14 protein-coding genes are annotated in these 16510 nt (G+C 72.2%); 4 read left to right on the plus strand and 10 right to left on the minus strand.

Features of this window, described 5'->3' with window-relative positions; genetic code table 11:
• The first annotated feature begins 42 nt into the window (after positions 1 to 42).
• Positions 43 to 2694: a cellulose binding domain-containing protein gene (locus tag BJ965_RS06035; RefSeq protein WP_184907721.1), complete on the plus strand. Its 2652-nt coding sequence runs from the start codon at positions 43 to 45 to the stop codon at positions 2692 to 2694.
• Between the two features lie 69 nt (positions 2695 to 2763).
• Here the strand turns inward: BJ965_RS06035 and BJ965_RS06040 are convergent, their stop codons facing one another.
• Positions 2764 to 3504 (minus strand): class I SAM-dependent methyltransferase, encoded by a 741-nt coding sequence (locus BJ965_RS06040; protein WP_184907722.1) that lies wholly within the window; start codon positions 3502 to 3504, stop codon positions 2764 to 2766.
• Positions 3505 to 3508: 4 nt separating this feature from the next.
• Entirely contained in the window at positions 3509 to 3814 is a 306-nt protein-coding gene (locus BJ965_RS06045) for a 4a-hydroxytetrahydrobiopterin dehydratase (RefSeq protein WP_142157404.1), read from the minus strand.
• A 127-nt stretch (positions 3815 to 3941) separates the two neighbouring features.
• Here BJ965_RS06045 and BJ965_RS06050 point away from each other — a divergent pair, with 127 nt between their 5' ends.
• On the plus strand, positions 3942 to 4748 hold the full coding sequence (locus tag BJ965_RS06050; RefSeq protein WP_184907723.1) for a helix-turn-helix domain-containing protein: 807 nt from the start codon (positions 3942 to 3944) through the stop codon (positions 4746 to 4748).
• Here the strand turns inward: BJ965_RS06050 and BJ965_RS06055 are convergent.
• The gene (locus BJ965_RS06055; protein ID WP_184907724.1) at positions 4730 to 5155 is read right to left on the minus strand and encodes a hypothetical protein; all 426 of its coding nucleotides are present in this window, start codon (positions 5153 to 5155) and stop codon (positions 4730 to 4732) included. The two genes, BJ965_RS06050 and BJ965_RS06055, sit on opposite strands and share 19 nt — an antisense overlap.
• Before the next feature lie 241 nt (positions 5156 to 5396).
• Between BJ965_RS06055 and BJ965_RS06060 the strand changes: the two genes are divergently transcribed.
• Positions 5397 to 6260, plus strand: coding sequence for a helix-turn-helix domain-containing protein (locus tag BJ965_RS06060; RefSeq protein ID WP_184907725.1), 864 nt, complete (start codon positions 5397 to 5399; stop codon positions 6258 to 6260).
• 133 nt (positions 6261 to 6393) lie between these two features.
• Complete coding sequence (locus BJ965_RS06065; protein ID WP_184907726.1) at positions 6394 to 6861, plus strand: nitrate reductase molybdenum cofactor assembly chaperone; 468 nt, start codon at positions 6394 to 6396, stop codon at positions 6859 to 6861.
• Positions 6862 to 6893: 32 nt separating this feature from the next.
• Here BJ965_RS06065 and BJ965_RS06070 read toward each other — a convergent pair whose 3' ends face one another.
• The 7 genes from BJ965_RS06070 to BJ965_RS06100 form a co-directional block, all read right to left on the minus strand.
• Entirely contained in the window at positions 6894 to 8963 is a 2070-nt protein-coding gene (locus BJ965_RS06070; RefSeq protein WP_184916830.1) for a LamG domain-containing protein, read from the minus strand.
• Positions 8964 to 9136: 173 nt separating this feature from the next.
• Positions 9137 to 11005 carry a molecular chaperone DnaK gene (dnaK, locus tag BJ965_RS06075; protein ID WP_184907727.1) on the minus strand — a complete coding sequence of 623 codons (1869 nt, stop codon included), beginning with the start codon at positions 11003 to 11005 and terminating at the stop codon, positions 9137 to 9139.
• A 67-nt stretch (positions 11006 to 11072) separates the two neighbouring features.
• The gene (locus tag BJ965_RS06080; protein ID WP_184907728.1) at positions 11073 to 11813 is read right to left on the minus strand and encodes a glycerophosphodiester phosphodiesterase family protein; all 741 of its coding nucleotides are present in this window, start codon (positions 11811 to 11813) and stop codon (positions 11073 to 11075) included.
• The gene (locus BJ965_RS06085; protein ID WP_184907729.1) at positions 11810 to 13195 is read right to left on the minus strand and encodes a hypothetical protein; all 1386 of its coding nucleotides are present in this window, start codon (positions 13193 to 13195) and stop codon (positions 11810 to 11812) included. Before BJ965_RS06085 ends, BJ965_RS06080 begins: the two co-directional genes overlap by 4 nt.
• A 122-nt stretch (positions 13196 to 13317) precedes the next feature.
• Positions 13318 to 13746, minus strand: coding sequence for an OsmC family peroxiredoxin (locus tag BJ965_RS06090; RefSeq protein WP_030843761.1), 429 nt, complete (start codon positions 13744 to 13746; stop codon positions 13318 to 13320).
• A gap of 157 nt (positions 13747 to 13903) precedes the next feature.
• The gene (locus tag BJ965_RS06095; protein WP_184907730.1) at positions 13904 to 15979 is read right to left on the minus strand and encodes a phage holin family protein; all 2076 of its coding nucleotides are present in this window, start codon (positions 15977 to 15979) and stop codon (positions 13904 to 13906) included.
• A 111-nt stretch (positions 15980 to 16090) separates the two neighbouring features.
• On the minus strand, positions 16091 to 16492 hold the full coding sequence (locus tag BJ965_RS06100; RefSeq protein WP_030843767.1) for a hypothetical protein: 402 nt from the start codon (positions 16490 to 16492) through the stop codon (positions 16091 to 16093).
• Positions 16493 to 16510: the final 18 nt, after the last annotated feature.

Consider the following 16510-nt stretch of genomic DNA (forward strand, 5'->3'; position numbering starts at 1 on the left):
GCCCGGCCCTCGCACGTCCCCCCTCACGGAAGGACCCCCACCGTGCGAAGAACCCGTATCCTCACGGCCGTGCTGGCGCTGGCGGCCGGGCTGTTGTCGGGCGCCCCCACCGCCCTGGCCGCCGATCCCCCGCCGAAGCTCGCCGCCGACACGTACACCTGGAAGAACGCCCGGATCGACGGGGGCGGGTTCGTACCGGGCATCGTCTTCAACCGTTCCGAGAGGAACCTGGCCTACGCCCGCACGGACATCGGCGGCGCCTACCGCTGGCAGGAGTCCTCCAAGACCTGGACGCCGCTGCTGGACTCGGTCGGCTGGGACGACTGGGGCCACACCGGCGTGGTCAGCATCGCGTCCGACTCCGTCGATCCGAACCGGGTGTACGCGGCGGTCGGGACGTACACGAACAGCTGGGACCCGAAGAACGGCGCCGTCATGCGCTCCTCCGACCGGGGAGCGAGCTGGCAGAAGGCGAACCTGCCGTTCAAGCTGGGCGGCAACATGCCGGGGCGGGGCATGGGCGAGCGGCTGGCCGTCGACCCGAACCGCAACAGCGTGCTGTACCTGGGTGCGCCCAGCGGCAAGGGGCTGTGGCGGTCGACGGACTCGGGGGCCGGCTGGTCGCAGGTGGCGAACTTCCCGAACGTCGGCAACTACGCCCAGGACCCGAGCGACACGAGCGGCTACGCGTCCGACAACCAGGGCATCGTCTGGGTCACCTTCGACGAGTCCACCGGCACGGCCGGGAGCGCCACGAAGACGGTCTACGTCGGTGTCGCCGACAAGGACAACGCGGTGTACCGGTCGACGGACGCGGGCGCGACCTGGCAGCGGCTGGCCGGGCAGCCCACCGGCCACCTGGCCCACAAGGGCGTCCTGGACGCGAAGAACGGCTACCTCTATCTCGCGTACAGCGACAAGGGCGGCCCGTACGACGGCGGCAAGGGCCGGCTGTGGCGGTACGCGACGGGCACGGGGACCTGGACGGACATCAGCCCGGTGGCCGAGGCGGACACCTTCTACGGTTTCAGCGGGCTGACGGTGGACCGGCAGAAGCCGGGCACGGTCATGGCGACCGCGTACAGCGCCTGGTGGCCGGACACGCAGATCTTCCGCTCCAGGGACAGCGGTGCGACCTGGAGCAAGGCCTGGGACTACACGTCGTATCCGAACCGCGAGAACCGCTACACGATGGACGTCTCGTCCTCGCCGTGGCTGACCTGGGGCGCGAACCCTCAACCGCCCGAGCAGACGCCGAAGCTGGGCTGGATGACGGAGGCGCTGGAGATCGACCCGTTCGACTCCGACCGGATGATGTACGGGACCGGCGCGACGGTCTACGGCACCGAGAACCTCACGAACTGGGACAGCGGGAGCAAGTTCGCCGTCACCCCGATGGTGCGGGGGCTGGAGGAGACCGCCGTCAACGACCTCGCCTCTCCCCCGTCCGGCGCGCCGCTGCTGAGCGCGCTGGGTGACATCGGCGGCTTCCGGCACACGGACCTGACGAAGGTGCCGTCGATGATGTTCACCCAGCCGAACTTCACCACGACCACGAGCCTGGACTTCGCCGAGTCGAACCCGAACACGGTGGTGCGTACGGGCAACCTGGACTCGGGGCCGCACATCGCGTTCTCGACGGACAACGGCGCCAACTGGTTCGCCGGGACCGACCCTTCGGGCGTGAGCGGCGGCGGCACGGTCGCGGCGGCGGCCGACGGCAGCCGCTTCGTGTGGAGTCCCGAGGGGGCCGGTGTCCATCACGCGACGGGCTTCGGCACGTCGTGGCAGGCCTCCGCCGGAATCCCCGCCGGGGCCGTCGTCGAGTCGGACCGGGTCGACCCGAAGACCTTCTACGGCTTCAAGTCCGGGAAGTTCTACGTCAGCACGGACGGCGGGGCGACGTTCAAGGAGTCACCCGCCGGTGGCCTGCCCGGCGGCGACAGCGTCCGCTTCAAGGCGCTGCCCGGAGGGAAGGGCGACGTGTGGCTGGCGGGCGGGGCGACGGACGGCGCGTACGGACTGTGGCACTCCACGGACGGCGGGGCAAGCTTCACCAAGCTCCCGAACGTCGAGCAGGCCGACACCGTCGGCTTCGGCAAGGCCGCCCCCGGCGCCTCCTACCAGACCCTCTACACCAGCGCGAAGATCGGCGGCGTGCGCGGCATCTTCCGCTCCACCGACAAGGGCACCAGCTGGACCCGCATCAACGACGACGCCCACCAGTGGGGCTGGACGGGCGCCGCGATCACCGGCGACCCGCGGGTGTACGGCCGTGTCTACGTCTCGACGAACGGCCGCGGCGTCCTCTACGGCGACAGCTCCGGCGGCGGCACCACGGATCCGGGACCGGGCCCCGGCCCCACACCGACCGGTGCCTGCCAGGTCACCTACAAGATCACCAGCCAATGGTCGGGCGGCTTCCAGGCGGACGTCCAGCTCACCAACACCGGCACGAGCCCCTGGAACGGCTGGTCACTCGCCTGGACCTTCACCGACGGCCAGAAGCTGACCCAGGCCTGGAACGCCGAGGCGGCCCAGTCGGGGCCGACGGTGACGGCGAAGAACGTCGCCTGGAACGCGAACGTGGCGGCGGGGTCGTCGGTGAGCTTCGGGTTCACCGCGAACCGGTCGGGCACGAACGCGAAACCGGCCGCGTTCAAGCTGGGTGAGCAGACCTGCGCGGTCGGCTGAGCGGGCGGCCGCCGCAGGGAGTGCGGTGGACGCCGTACCGCTCCGCCGGTTCCCCCCGCCGCCCGGTGTTCACGTCTTCCGGAACGACCGCAGGCTGAACACCGGGTCGGGGCGTGGCCGATCCTGGTCGGGAAGGTGGGCGAGGCGGGTGGCGAACCCGTCGGCCAGGGGGTCGCCGGGCGGCAGGGTGACGAACCAGCCCCGGCGCAGGTCGGCGATGGTGCGGCGGGGGCTGCGGCCCTGGCCGTGACCGGTGAAGCGGGCCTGCCCGGCCGGCAGCAGACCGTGGGCGGCGGCCGCGGACTCGACGTCCGCCGCCGCGTCCCGGACCGGGCTGGGCGGCCGGGAGGACAGGACGACATCGATGTCACTGCCGACGTTGTGGGAGGCGGCCTTGTCGACCGTCGTGACGTAGATCCCGCCGGGCCGCAGCACCCGGGCGCACTCGCCGACGATGCTCCGCACCTCGGCGGGCCCGGCGGCCAGGTGCAGCAGCCACACGCTGCACACGGCGTCGAACTGCCCGTCCCGGAACGGCAGCCTGCGGCTGTCGGCGCGCACGACCGCGCCCGGGAGCCGGGTGGAGGCCTGCCGGGCCATCGCGGGGGCGAGGTCGACACCCGTCACCCGCATGCCGTCGCGGGCGGCCGCGAGCCGGCGGGTCACGATGCCGGTGCCGCAGGCGACGTCGAGCATACGGCGCGTGCCGGGCGGTACGAGGCGCAGCACGGCCTCCGCGGCGGCGGCCGCCCGGGGCTCGCCGCCGCGCGAGGCGTCGTACCGCTCCGCTTCCTTGTCGTAGTCGAGCACCCGGTCAGTGTGCCCCGTGCCCGGGGGCGAGGTCCTCCACCCTGCGGGCGAGCTCGAAGTCCTTCTCGGTGACGGCGCCGCCCGCGCTGTGCGTGTGCACGGCCAGCGAGACCGTGTTGTAGCCGAGCGTGAGGTCGGAGTGGTGGTTCAGTTCCTCCTGGACCTGGGCGATGTGCACGACCATCGCCGTCGCCGCGAAGTGCGAGCCGAGCCGGTAGGAGCGGAAGAGGTGGTCCCTGTCGAGCGACCAGCCCGGCAGCTCGGCCAGCCGGTCCTCGACCTCCTTCTGCGACAGCGGTTCGACGGGCATGGGCTGCGCTCCTTCCGTGGCCGCGGTGTCCTCGGTGTCCTCTCAGCCTGCCACAGCCGGGCGGCCGAAGCCCTGGTCAGAAGGGTGTATGTGTCCGGAGCGACCGGTTTTCGACTACGGTCCCGGCATGACCACTCACCCGTTCACCGGCGAGCAGGGCGTGGGCCCGCTGCTGCGGGCCTGGCGGGAGCAGCGGCGGGTCAGCCAGCTGGAGCTGGCCCTGCGCGCGGACTCCTCGGCCCGGCACATCAGCTTCGTCGAGACCGGCCGCTCCCGGCCCAGCGAGGAGATGGTGCTGCGGCTCGCCGAGCATCTCGACGTCCCCGTGCGGGAGCGCAACGCGCTGCTGCTGGCGGCCGGTTACGCCCCGCGCTATCCGGAGACCCCGCTGGACGACCCGGCGCTGGGAGCGCTGCGCGAGGGAATCGAGCGGCTGATCAGCGGCTACGAGCCCTATCCGGCGCTGGTGGTGGACGCGCTGTACAACGTGGTGGCCGCCAACCGGGGGATCATGACGCTGGTCGACGGCGTCGGCGAGTCACTGCTGGAACCGCCGCTGAACGCGATGCGGCTGGCGCTGCACCCGCAGGGCCTCGCACCGCGCATCCTCAATCTGCACGCCTGGCGGGGGCATCTGCTGGAGCAGATGGAGCGGCAGATCGCGCTGCACCGCTCGGAGCCGCTGCGGGCCTTGTACGAGGAGGTGGCCGCGTATCCGGTACCCGACGCGGAGCCGGCGGACGAGCCGTCCGAGCCGGTGCCGCACTTCGCGCTGCCGCTGCGGATCGAGCACGAGGGGCGGACGCTGTCGTTCATCTCCTCGATCTCGACGTTCAACACGCCGATGGACGTGACGGTCGCCGAGCTGGCCATCGAGACACTGCTCCCGGCCGACCCGGCGACGGTCAAGTACCTTCAGGAGCCGATGTCCTGACGGGCCTTCAGCGCCATGTGCTGGAGGACGGCGAACCCGGCGACGACCAGGGCCTGGAGCACCGTCCACACGGCGCCCGGCGTGCTCGGCGTGAGCCACAGGGCCAGGGCCACGAGGCTCACCGCCGCCCAGGCGAGGTTGGCCTCGACGACGGCCCGCACACCGAGCGCCGGGGGCTGCCGGCGGGCGGCCAGCAGGCCCACGCCCGCCGCGTAGAGGGCGAGGAACGCGCCCAGGGCGAGCAGCAGCGATGCGTCGGCTCCGAGGAACCGCCCGAGCGGGCCGGAGAACGCCAGGTAGGCGAGCGCGTTGCCGCCGGTCACGACGGCGTCCAGGGCGAGGAAGCGGCGCAGCATCGACTGCGGCTCACAGGTCCGGGCGAGTGCGGCGAGCTGGATCGTGGACATGGGGAATCACCCTCCGTCGGGTCGTGGTGCGGCGGCTGGGGCCGGTTCCCGGGAAGGAGTGCGCCGGCCCGGGTTCCGGTACGCTCACGATCCCGTTCCGGTGGCGTCCGGTCGATTACCCGCGGGGTAATGCCCGCCCCGCTCCTCCGTTTCCGCGGATCTTCTCGGTGCGAGCCCTGTGATGCCGCCGACCGGACGTGACAGACTGATCACAGGCTTGGGCGCGTTGGGGAGGCGTGGCGTGAGTGAACGGCGGGCCGCACCCACCGTGGGCCAGGTGGTCCTGGGCAAGCGGTTGCAAGAGCTGCGCGAGGCCGCGGGCCTCAGCCGCGACGAGGCCGCGAAGGTGCTGCGGGTCGCACCCGCGACCGTCCGGCGGATGGAGACCGCGGACGTCGCGCTGAAGATCCCGTACGTGCAGATCCTGCTGACGGCGTACGGGGTGGCCGAGGACGAGGTGACCACGTTCGTCGACCTCGCCGAGGAGGCGAACCGGCCGGGCTGGTGGCAGCGGTTCCACGACGTGCTGCCGGAATGGTTCAGCCTGTACGTGAGCCTGGAGGGCGCCGCCCGGATCATCCGGTCGTACGAGCCGCACTTCGTGCCGGGGCTGCTGCAGACCGAGGGGTACGCGCGGGCCGTGATGCAGTCCGGCACCATCGCGAACGCCGGGCCGGAGGCCGTGGACCGGCATGTGTCGCTGCGTATGGAGCGACAGCGGCTCCTGGACCGCCGGAACCCGCCGCACCTGTGGGTCATCATGGACGAGACGGTGCTGCGCCGCCCGGTGAGCGTGGACGGACGGGTGATGCGCGACCAGCTGGACAAGCTGCTGGAGTACGCCGCGCGCGACCGGGTGACTCTGCAGATCGCCGAGTTCGCGGACGGCCCGCATCCGGGGACGTACGCCCCCTTCTCGCTGTTCCGCTTCGCCGAGCCGGAACTGCCCGACATGGTCTTCACCGAGTATCTGACCGGCGCGCTGTACCTGGACTCCCGCAAGGAGGTCTCGGCGCATCTGGAGGTGCTGGACCACATGACGGCCCGGGCGGCGTCCGCGCAGCGCACCGAGGAGCTGCTGCGGGAGTACCGCGAGCGCTACTGAGCCGCCGGCTCCCGCCCCGACGTCATGGCACGGGTTCTGACCCGTACGGGCGCCGTCGGCAGGTGTGCTCCCCGGCCCGCCCCTAGCGTCGGGATGACGGGGCAGGCGAGGGAGCGCACGCGAAGGAGGTCCGATGCCCGGATTCGAGGTGCTGTACCAGGCGGCGGCGCTGTGCCTGATGTACCCCGACGACGACTTCCGCGCCCGGCTGCCGCTGCTGCGCGAAGCGGCCCCGCAGCTGAGGGAGTTCGCCGACCACGCGGCCGTGACCCCGCCGATGGAGCTGGCCGCGCACTACGTCGAGGTGTTCGAGGCCGGGCAGGACCACAGCCTCTACCTGAGCGTCTGGCGCGAGGCCGCCCCGGCGCCCTCCGAGGAGCTGTACCGCGCGCACGGCCTGGAGACCACCGGTGAGGAGCCGCCGGACTTCCTGCCGGCGGTCCTTGAGTTCGCGTCCCGCACCGGCAGCGACGCGTTGCTGACGGAGCACCGCGACGGCCTGGACCAGCTCCGGTCGAAGCTCACCGACTTCGGTACGCCGTACGCGTCGGTCCTGGACGCGGTGTGCGCGACCTTGCCGCCCGCGCACACCGAGGCCTAGGAACCCGCTGACCAGGGTCACCACAGGCGCGGTTACATGCCCGTGCCCAGTCGCCAGATGTCATTGTCGGTAAAGGCGCCTGCGAACGCCTGCACCTCGTCCACGTCACCGTGCAGGTGCTCGCCCCACGCGTCACCGGTCCGGCCGCGACCGATCTGGAGCGGGCCGGAGCCTCGCCAGCCGTTCGGGAGATCCGCGGTGGCGTCCGGGCCGGCCCTGCCGTCGAGGTAGAGCTTGATCTTGTCGGTGGCGTCGTCGTAGACGACGGCGAGCCGGTGGCCGGCGCCCTCGCCGCCGTCCGCCATCTCCAGCTGGGTCACCACGGTCTCGGGGGCATCCCGCTCGTCCTTGTGCGGCATCACCAGCTGCCAGGCGTGCTGCTCGGGCTGGTAGCGCACCTTGAGGGTGTCGGTGTGCTCACCGGGCAGCGACAGCACGGTCATGGGGTGCTCGGGCTCCGCGTCCGCCAGACGGGCGACCACGCCGATGGTGAAGCTGTCGGAGGTGTCGACCACCGGTCCCTCCGCGACCGCGTGACCGGTCTTGCCGTCGAGCGTCAGATGGCCCTCGCCGACGAGAGGGTACGGCACCGGCGCGCAGTCCGGGTCGAGCTCCGGGAGACACGCGTTGTCCGGGACGCGGTAGACCGTCGCACCCGTCCCCAGCTTCAGGGGCGCGCCGCCGTTCTGCTCCGGACTGGCGCTGTCCCGGGCCGTTTCCAGGGACCAGTGGCCGCGCACCGACGGTTCGCGATGGGCCAGTTCAGCTGCCTGGGCGGGGACGACGACGCGGTCGTGGGCCCTGACGCCGCCCAGCTCGCCGTGCCAGCGGTCGTGGTAGCCGTTGCCGTCCCGGGCGCGGCCGAGCTGAAAGGCGCCGGCGGTTGCGGTGGGGGCGGCATCGGCCCTGGTGCCGGTCTCGTGGCCGTTGACGTAGAGCTGTGCCTTGCCCGTCTCGGCGTCGTAGACCCCCAGCAGATGAGCCCATTCGCCGGTCTCGGGCGCCCCGCCCGACACCTGTGAGCCACCGACGGTGAACGTCCAGACCGGAGCCTCGCCCCGGGCGCTCAGACCGAGAGCGAAGCCCGCGGACTCCCCCGCGTCCTGACTGGCGACAGTCATGTTCCGGTCGGTCTGCGCGGGACGTGCCCAGGCGCTGACCGCGAAGCTCTTGCGAGGGTCGACGACGGCCGGAGTGCCCGAGGTGAGGTAGCCGTGGCTGCTGCCGTCCAGGGTCGCCGTCGCCGTGAGATCCGTGCCCGCGGGAGCCGGGGCGCCGAAGGTGACGCCGGAGCCGGCGGCCGCGTCGGTGCCCGCCTCGGCGTCGGCGGCCGTGGCTCCCTTCGCGTCGTCCAGGGGCCAGTGGGCCACGGGCGCGCGGCCGGACTTCACGAAGAAGCGGTACGACGACTCGCCGCTGCTGCGTCCGGCGCGGTCGAGGGCCCGGACGGTCAGTGTCTCGGGGCCCGACCTGAGGGGCAGGAACGGGATGGTCACGGGCCCGCCGGGCCGCTCCGGGCGGACGGTTCCGTGGGGACCGGCGATGAAGCCGTATGTGTAGGCCACGACGTCGTCGGAGGGCGAGTCCATGGTGAAGTGGCCGTAGACGCCCACTCCGTCGACCCAGAGCACGTCCTCTGGGTACTCGGGAGAGGCGATCGTCGCCTTCTCCGGGCTGTCGTCGTCGTAGACGAACTCACAGATCGAACCGTCGCCCTCGGAGCTCCAGGGAGAGTTCGCCTCGCCGTCGTTCGCGCGGACGCGCCAGGAGACGACGGTGTCCGGCGGGATGCCGTCCTCCGGCATCCGCCACTGCCGCCGACTACCGGAGAGCGTCGCGCTCGTCGTGTACGTGAGCTTCTGCTCCACTCCCTCGGAGTCCGTCCACCACGCCTCGAACTCGCCCTTGACCATGTTGGCCTCGGAGGGATGGTTGTCCTCCTCCGGGTCGTACAGCACCGCGGTCAGGGTGGGCGGTTCCGAGACGTACGCCTTGTCGTCCCCCGTCGCGCATGCCTTGTACCCGGTCTGCAGGTCCTGGACGAGCGGCTGCTTCGGCGGCAGGTTGTCCGCGGCCCGTGCCACGCCGGTGCCGGTCGTCATCACGGCCGCCACCGCACACCCCACCGCCAGCAGTCTGTGGCCGCCGGATCTCTTCAGTGCGTCCAACTGTCCCTCCCCTGTGAACTTCCCTCAGCCCGTCGGTCACACGAGCCGCTGGAGGTTAACAGGGGACACTGACATCGCAGAAAGGGTTTTCCCGCCGGGAGTTCGGGCTAGGAGGCGCCTCCCTTCGCGTCCCGGCCGTTCTTCTCCTCGTCCACGATCTCCGCGTCGACCACGCCCTCCTCGTCCTGGGGGCTTCCCTGGGGTTCCTCGGTGGGGGCCTGCTGGGCCGCCTGGGCGTACATCGCCTGGCCCATCTTCTGGCTGACGGAGGCGAGTTTCTCGACGCCGGCGCGCAGGGCGGCGGTGTCCGCCTGCTGCTCCAGCCGCTCCTTCACCTCGGCGACGGCCGATTCGACCTCGGACTTCGTGTCGGCCGGGACCCGGTCGCCGTTCTCGCGGAGGAAGTTCTCGGTCTGGTAGACGAGTTGCTCGGCCTGGTTGCGGGTCTCGGCGGCCTCGCGGCGCCTCCGGTCCTCGTCGGCGTACTGCTCGGCCTCGCGCATCATGCGGTCGATGTCGTCCTTGGGCAGGGCCGAGCCGCCGGTGACGGTCATCTTCTGCTCGCGGCCGGTCGCCAGGTCCTTTGCGGAGACGTGCATGATGCCGTTGGCGTCGATGTCGAAGGCGACCTCGATCTGCGGCACGCCGCGCGGGGCCGGCGGCAGACCGGTGAGGTCGAAGACGCCGAGCTTCTTGTTGTACGCGGCGATCTCCCGTTCGCCCTGGTAGACCTGGATGCCGACCGAGGGCTGGTTGTCGGCCGCCGTCGTGAAGATCTCCGAACGGCGCGTCGGGATGGTCGTGTTGCGCTCGATGAGCTTGGTCATGATGCCGCCCTTGGTCTCGATGCCGAGGGACAGCGGGGTGACGTCGAGCAGCAGGACGTCCTTGACGTCGCCGCGGATGACGCCCGCCTGGAGCGCCGCGCCGACGGCCACCACCTCGTCGGGGTTGACGCCCTTGTGCGGCTCCTTGCCGGTGAGTTCCTTGACCAGGTCCGTCACCGCGGGCATCCGCGTCGAGCCGCCGACGAGGATCACGTGGTCGATCGCCGAGAGCTGCACACCGGCGTCCTTCACCGCCTGGTGGAAGGGCGCCTTGCAGCGGTCCAGCAGATCGGCGGTGAGCTCCTGGAACTGCGCCCGGGTCAGCTTCTCGTCGAGATGCAGGGGTCCTTCGGCGGAGGCGGTGATGTAGGGCAGGTTGATCGTCGTCTCCGTCGAGCTGGACAGCTCGATCTTGGCCCGCTCGGCGCCCTCGCGCAGCCGCTGCACGGCCATCTTGTCGCCCGCGAGGTCGACGCCGTTCTGGCCCTTGAAGCGCTTGATCAGGTACTCGACGATCCGCTGGTCCCAGTCGTCGCCGCCGAGGTGGGTGTCACCGTTGGTGGCCTTCACCTCGATGACGCCCTCGCCCATCTCCAGCAGCGACACGTCGAAGGTGCCGCCGCCGAGGTCGAAGACGAGGACCGTCTGTTCGTTCTCCTTGTCCAGGCCGTAGGCGAGGGCCGCGGCCGTCGGCTCGTTGATGATCCGCAGGACCTTCAGGCCCGCGATCTCCCCGGCCTCCTTGGTGGCCTGCCGCTGGGTGTCGTCGAAGTAGGCGGGGACGGTGATCACCGCGTCGGTGACGTCCTCGCCCAGGTAGGACTCCGCGTCCCGCTTCAGCTTCTGCAGCACCCGCGCGGACAGCTCCTGCGCCCGGTAGCGGGTGCCGTCCACGTCGCCCTCGCCGGGGAACCGCCAGTGCGCGTCGCCCATGTACCGCTTGACCGAGCGGGCGGTGCGCTCCACGTTGGTCACGGCCTGCCGTTTGGCCACCTCTCCGACCAGCACCTCGCCGTTCTTGGCGAACGCCACGACCGAGGGTGTGGTTCTTGCCCCCTCCGCGTTGGCGATGACGGTGGGCTCGCCGCCCTCCAGTACGGCGACCACCGAGTTCGTGGTTCCGAGGTCGATCCCGACCGCTCGTCCCATCGCTGTCCCCTTCCGCCAGGGCGACGACTCTTCCCACACTCCAGCACAAAACTTGAGTGCGCTCTTGTCAATGCCGCGAGGGGGTGACCGGCCCGCGCAGCGCGACGGCGCGCCGGGGCCGGTCGGTGACGAGCACGTCGACGCGCGGGTGGGCGAGGAAGGCCCGCATGAGGGTGTCGTCGTTGACGGTCCAGACCATGGTGAACAGGCCGTGCCGGGTCGCCTCGCGCAGCACGTTCGTCCTGGCCAGCCGCTGGTGCACGGCGACGCCGTGCGCCCCGCAGGCCCGGATGCGGCGGGCCGGGAACAACTCGCTCAGCCGGGTGCCGGGCAGCCGGGTCAGGGCCAGCTCCCTGCGGTCGCGCCCGAGGGACAGGGCGGTGCGCACCCCGGGGTAGCCCCGGGTGACGGCGGCGACGGAACGGTCCTCCAGCGTGGTGACGACCAGCCCGTCCGCGCCGAGCAGGGAGACCGCCCGGTCGACCACCTCCCGCTCGTAGCCGGTCTCCTTGAGGTCCAGGTGGGCCACGAGCTTCCCGGCGATCAGCGCCATCACCTCGTCCACCACGGGCACGGCGTACCCGGCCCGCTCGCACAGCTCGGCATGGGTGAGCACGGACAGCGGCGGCCCGGCGGGACCGACCCGGGGGTCGTGGTGGACGACGAGGACCCCGTCCCGCGTGCGGCGGATGTCGAACTCGGCGTACTCCGCGCCGGACTCGATCGCGTCCTCGTAGGCCTCCCAGGTGGCGGGGCCGGCGCGCTCGGAACCGCCCCGGTGGGCGGAGACGGCGGGGTGGGGCGTCATGGTCGTCGGTTCCCGGAGGGGGAGCGAGGGGGCGGGACGGGGGCGAAGGCGTCGTCGGGCGCGGGCAGCAGCGAGCCGGAGCGGGTGCGGACCCGTCTGAGGAGGAGCCAGCCGATCAGCACCAGGACGACGAAGGGCAGCCAGGCCAGCGCGTAGGCCGTGCCGTAGGCGCGCACGTCGAGGATGGAGCGGTGCTCGTCGACGTTCGTGCCGTTCACGCCGAAGAAGGCCAGCAGCAGCGTCGGTGGCAGGGCGATCAGCGTGGCCGCGGCGACCAGGCCGGAGACGGTGCGGTCGCGGCGGTCGTCGCGCTCGGCGAGTTCGGCGTCCAGGGCGGCGGAGCGGGCGCTGATCACCGAGGTCAGGCGCTCGACCATGCGGGCCGAGTTCTCCAGGCTGCCGCGGATGCCCAGGGCGTCGCCCAGGGAGGACTGGAAGGCCTCGGTGACCATCTCGGGGATCAGCAGGCTGTCGACGTAGGCCTCGACGCCGAAGGCCAGGTCGAGCTGGAGTTCGTTGACACCGGCGGAGAGGCGGGAGATCAGGGAGCGGATGTCGGTGGGCGAGTCGGTCAGGGCCTGCTCGTTGGCCTTCATCATGGCGAAGGCCGCCAGCCGGGTGCGCTGGAGCACGGACAGGGCGGAGATCATGCCGACGGCGACGAGGACCAGGCCGTTCTCCACGTGCGGGGCCCAGCCTGCTTGGACGGAGACGCCCCGGCCGAGGGCGGACAGGGTGAGGCCGTGGTTCCTGAGGTGGGGCGCGAGGGTCGCGTCGGAGGGGGTGGCGGGGTTCCACGGCATCCGGCCGCGGTAGACGATCTCGTTCAGCAGGATCGCCTTGCGGGCCTCGTCCGCGCTGAGCAGTTCCCGCTGTAACCGGCCGCCGGGGAAGACGAGTTGGTGCACGTTCTGGCCGAGGGCGAGCGGTCGGCCGCCGAGCCGCGCGGCCACGGTCTGCAGGAGCGGGCGGTCGTCGAGCTCGATCCGCTCCCGGTCGAAGCAGGTGGTGGCCAGCCAGACGGCCAGGTCGCCGGCGGTGGTCTCGCCCGCGAAGGAGCAGTCCATGACGAGGGTGGCGTCGCCGCGCGGGGTGGTGACGACGAGGATCCGCAGGGACGCGAGGCCGAGTCCGTGGTCGCCGTGCGGCAGCCGCAGCCGCCGGGGCGCGACCTGTTCGTCGAGGACCGGGACGGGCAGCACGTCCTGGCTGGTCATCAAGTGGGAGGCGAAGCGGCCGTAGTCGTAGCGGTCGACCAGAGCGCCGAGAGCGGTGTTCCGGGGGCGCAGCCGTCCGGAGACGCTGAACAGCAGCAGGACGCGGGTCCGGTCACGGGTGGCGGAGTCGAGCACCGTCGCGTTCGGGGACGTTCCCGGCAGCATCGCGTTCCTTCCGGCCCGGCGGTTCGAGGCGTCTGGTTCATACCCCGGCCGGGGGTGGTGAACCGACGACGACGCGCGGGCCGCCCCTGGTGGGCGGGCCCGCGCGACGGGCGTGCGGCGGATCAGGCGAGCTTGGCGGTCAGCGTGATGGGCGTGGCCTTGAGGGCCTGGCTGACCGGGCAGCCGGTCTTGGCCTCGTCGGCGGCGGCCTGGAAGGCAGCCTCGTCGATGCCGGGGACGGTGCCCTCGACGGTGAGGTGGATGCCGGTGATGCCCTCACCGGGCTGGAAGGAGACGTCGGCCGAGGTGATGAGCTTGGTGGGCGGCGTCCCGGCCTTGTTGAGGATGTTGGAGAAGGCCATCGAGAAGCAGCTGGAGTGGGCGGCCGCGATCAGCTCCTCGGGGCTGGTCTTGCCGTTCGCCTCCTGGGCGCGCGAGGCCCACGTGACCGGCTGCTCGCCGATGGCGCCGGAGGAGTCGAAGGTGACGACACCGTTGCCCTCGAGCAGGTTGCCTTCCCAGACCGTGTGTGCGGAGCGCGTGGTAGCCACGAGTTCTTCCTTTCGCGTACGGACTCGCGTGCGGGCCCGTCTCCGGGCCCCGTGTCCCCCATCCGATCACACTACGGCTCAACTCACGCGGACGACCTGCCCTCTGGCGGTGAACGGCGGTCGCGCTGCCCGCGGGACCAGGCGCTTCGAAGGGAGTTCAGGCGGCGCGCTCCTCCTCGGTGGCCTCCAGCGGCACCTGCGGTCCGTTCGACTCGCGCAGCCAGCGCCGCAGGACCCTGTGCACGTGCTCGGCGCCGACGAGTTCCTCGCCCTCGGCGACCGGCGCGGAGACACCGAGCGGGGACAGCAGGAAGGGTCTGCCCTGGGCGCCGCCGAGGCCGCCGTGCGAGCCGATCTGCTCCTCGAAGGCGAGGACTTCGCCGTACGCCGGGTCGTACATGGAGTTGACCATGATGTCGGCGGTGTGCGGGAACGCGTGCGTGCGGCGTATCGCGTCGGCGGCGCCGGGGCCGAACGGGGCGAGCGGGCCCGGGTCGTCGTCGAGGCGGGCCAGCGGGATCTCGACGCCGTACGCACCGAGGACGACACCGCCGTGCCGGTCGCTGCGGACCAGCAGGAAGCCGACGCCCGGGTGGTTGGCGAGGGTCGGCAGCAGCGCGGGGTGGCGCGCGTCGATCTCCTCCTTGCTCATCCGGTGCGTGACGTCAGGGAAGGAGACCAGACCGAGGTTGCCGGAGGCCAGCACGATCGGCTCCGAGCCGGGCTCGGGGGGGTGCCGCTCGCCGCCCTCCGCGACCGGGAAGGGCAGCGCGGCGCGCACGGCGGCGCGGGCCTCCGCCCCGCTGCGGGTGCGCTCCGCCCCGCGCGGCACGGGCATGCCGCAGCCGGCCCGCACCAGGTCGCCGAGCGTGAGGCCGTAGCGGGCGCGGAAGGTCTCGCCGGGGCTCTGGCCGTGGTCGGACAGCACGACGATCCGGTACGGACGCGGGGCGTGCTCGGCGACGTTCTCGATCAGGGCGAGCGAGCGGTCGAGGCGTTCGAGGACCTTCTGCGCGTCGCGGCTCGCGGGGCCGGAGTGGTGGGCGACCTCGTCGTAGGCCACCAGGTCGGCGAAGACGGCCGTACGGCCGACGAGCATGTCGCCCGTCACCGCGGCCACGACGACGTCCCGTTCGACGACCGTCGCGAAGGCCCGGACGAGGGGGTAGAGCCCGCCGCGGGAGACGCGCGGGCGCTGCTTGCGCAGGCGCGCCCGGGTGGACTGGCCGACCTCCCGGCCCACCTCGGCGCAGAAGGACAGCGCGGTGCGCACCGCGTTGGCGGGGTCGGAGAAGTAGGCGAAGTAGCCCGCGCGGGAACGGTTCTCGCGGCTGCGGCGGCGGGCCGCGATGGACAGGACGAGGGCCTGCTGTTCGGCGCCGCCGCTGAAGAGGTTGCCGCGGCTGGCGCCGTCGACGGTCAGCAGCCCGCCGTGCCCCGCGTACTCGACGGCGCGGCGCTGGAGTTCGGCCGCGCTGGTGGGGCGGTTGCAGACGACCACCTCGCGGGTGTCCTTCTCGTACCAGCGGAAGGCGGGGACGTCGTGGTTGCTGCCGTGCAGGAGGCCGAGCTGGCTGGCGCCGGTCTGGCTGGACCAGTCGGTGCGCCAGGGGGTGAGCCGATGGGTGGGTCGGCCACCGTCGCCTATGTCGAGCCAGCGGGCGACGGTGGGCATCAGGCCCTTGCCGACCGCGTCGAGCAGGGTGTCGTGGCCGACGCCGTCGAGCTGCACGAAGACCGTGCCGGCGCCGGCGGGGGACGGCGGTCCGGAGCGGCGGCGGCGGTCGGAGAGGCGGTACAGCCTGCGGCGGTAGGCGTCGTCGTCCCGCACGGCCAGGGCGGCGCCGGTCGCGGACGCCACGGCGGACATCACGGCGGCGACCACGACGGCCGTCTCCGGCGCGGCGGCGCCGCGCTCGGCCGGGTTCAGGTGCAGGGCGAGCAGCAGCAGGGCGCCGTTGAGGAAGAACACCAGCAGCCCCAGCACGAGTGCCGGCACGAGCAGCAGCAGCCGCACGAGCAGCGGCCACACCACGGCCGACAGCAGACCGAAGGCGCCGGCGCCGAAGGCCGCCGTGACGGCTATGTCCGTGGCGCTGTCGCCGTTCTCCGAGCGGAGCCGGAAGTCCGGGAGGATCCCGGCGAGCACGAGCATGGTGACGGTGGAGACCGCCCACACGGCGACGCTCCGCCCCACCTGACTGGCGGCCCGCCGCCACCGCACGCCCCGCACGCCCAGCCACCTCACGTCCCTGGCCCGCAGCCGTCGCGGGCCTCCCCCACAGTGTCTCAACGCCCGGCCGGGCGGTTTCGTCCCCAGGTCACACCCCGGTGTGGGAGGACGTCAGCGGCCGTCGTAGCCGGCCGTCGGCATCGACAGCCGCCGGTGCACACAGGCCTTCATCGCCGCGTCGTACGCAGGTTCCGCATGCCCCACCGTCTCGACGCGTACACCACGCCGCGCGCACTCGGCGGTGAACTCCTCGACGGAGGCGAGCGCACTCTCCAGTACCCGCCGGCTGGGCGCGACGAACAGGTCGAGGCCGGGCCGGACGCCGTCCCACAGGGCGCCGTGGTCGGGCCGCAGCCCCCGGACCAGTAACTCCCGGCTGACCACGTAGCCCCGCTCGGCGGCCCAGCGGGCGCACATCGCGTGCTGACTGCGGGAGTCGACCAGGAACGGATCGTCGTCCAGCTCCTCGAGCGGCGTCAGACTCGCGATCGCCGTGACCCGCACCGGCACCATGGCGTCCCCCTCACCTCC

It is taken from the genome of Streptomyces luteogriseus (assembly GCF_014205055.1).
GTDB classification, from domain to species: Bacteria; Actinomycetota; Actinomycetes; order Streptomycetales; family Streptomycetaceae; genus Streptomyces; species Streptomyces luteogriseus.

Coding starts and splice junctions, on each gene's coding strand:
- BJ965_RS06045 (WP_142157404.1), bottom strand. CDS start 3,814: ATGCCCGTCGAACCGCTGTCGCAGAAGGAGGTCGAGGACCGGCTGGCC.
- dnaK (WP_184907727.1), bottom strand. CDS start 11,005: ATGGGACGAGCGGTCGGGATCGACCTCGGAACCACGAACTCGGTGGTC.
- BJ965_RS06065 (WP_184907726.1), top strand. CDS start 6,394: ATGCCCGGATTCGAGGTGCTGTACCAGGCGGCGGCGCTGTGCCTGATG.
- BJ965_RS06085 (WP_184907729.1), bottom strand. CDS start 13,195: ATGCTGCCGGGAACGTCCCCGAACGCGACGGTGCTCGACTCCGCCACC.
- BJ965_RS06050 (WP_184907723.1), top strand. CDS start 3,942: ATGACCACTCACCCGTTCACCGGCGAGCAGGGCGTGGGCCCGCTGCTG.
- BJ965_RS06080 (WP_184907728.1), bottom strand. CDS start 11,813: ATGACGCCCCACCCCGCCGTCTCCGCCCACCGGGGCGGTTCCGAGCGC.
- BJ965_RS06070 (WP_184916830.1), bottom strand. CDS start 8,963: ATGACGACCGGCACCGGCGTGGCACGGGCCGCGGACAACCTGCCGCCG.
- BJ965_RS06100 (WP_030843767.1), bottom strand. CDS start 16,492: ATGGTGCCGGTGCGGGTCACGGCGATCGCGAGTCTGACGCCGCTCGAG.
- BJ965_RS06055 (WP_184907724.1), bottom strand. CDS start 5,155: ATGTCCACGATCCAGCTCGCCGCACTCGCCCGGACCTGTGAGCCGCAG.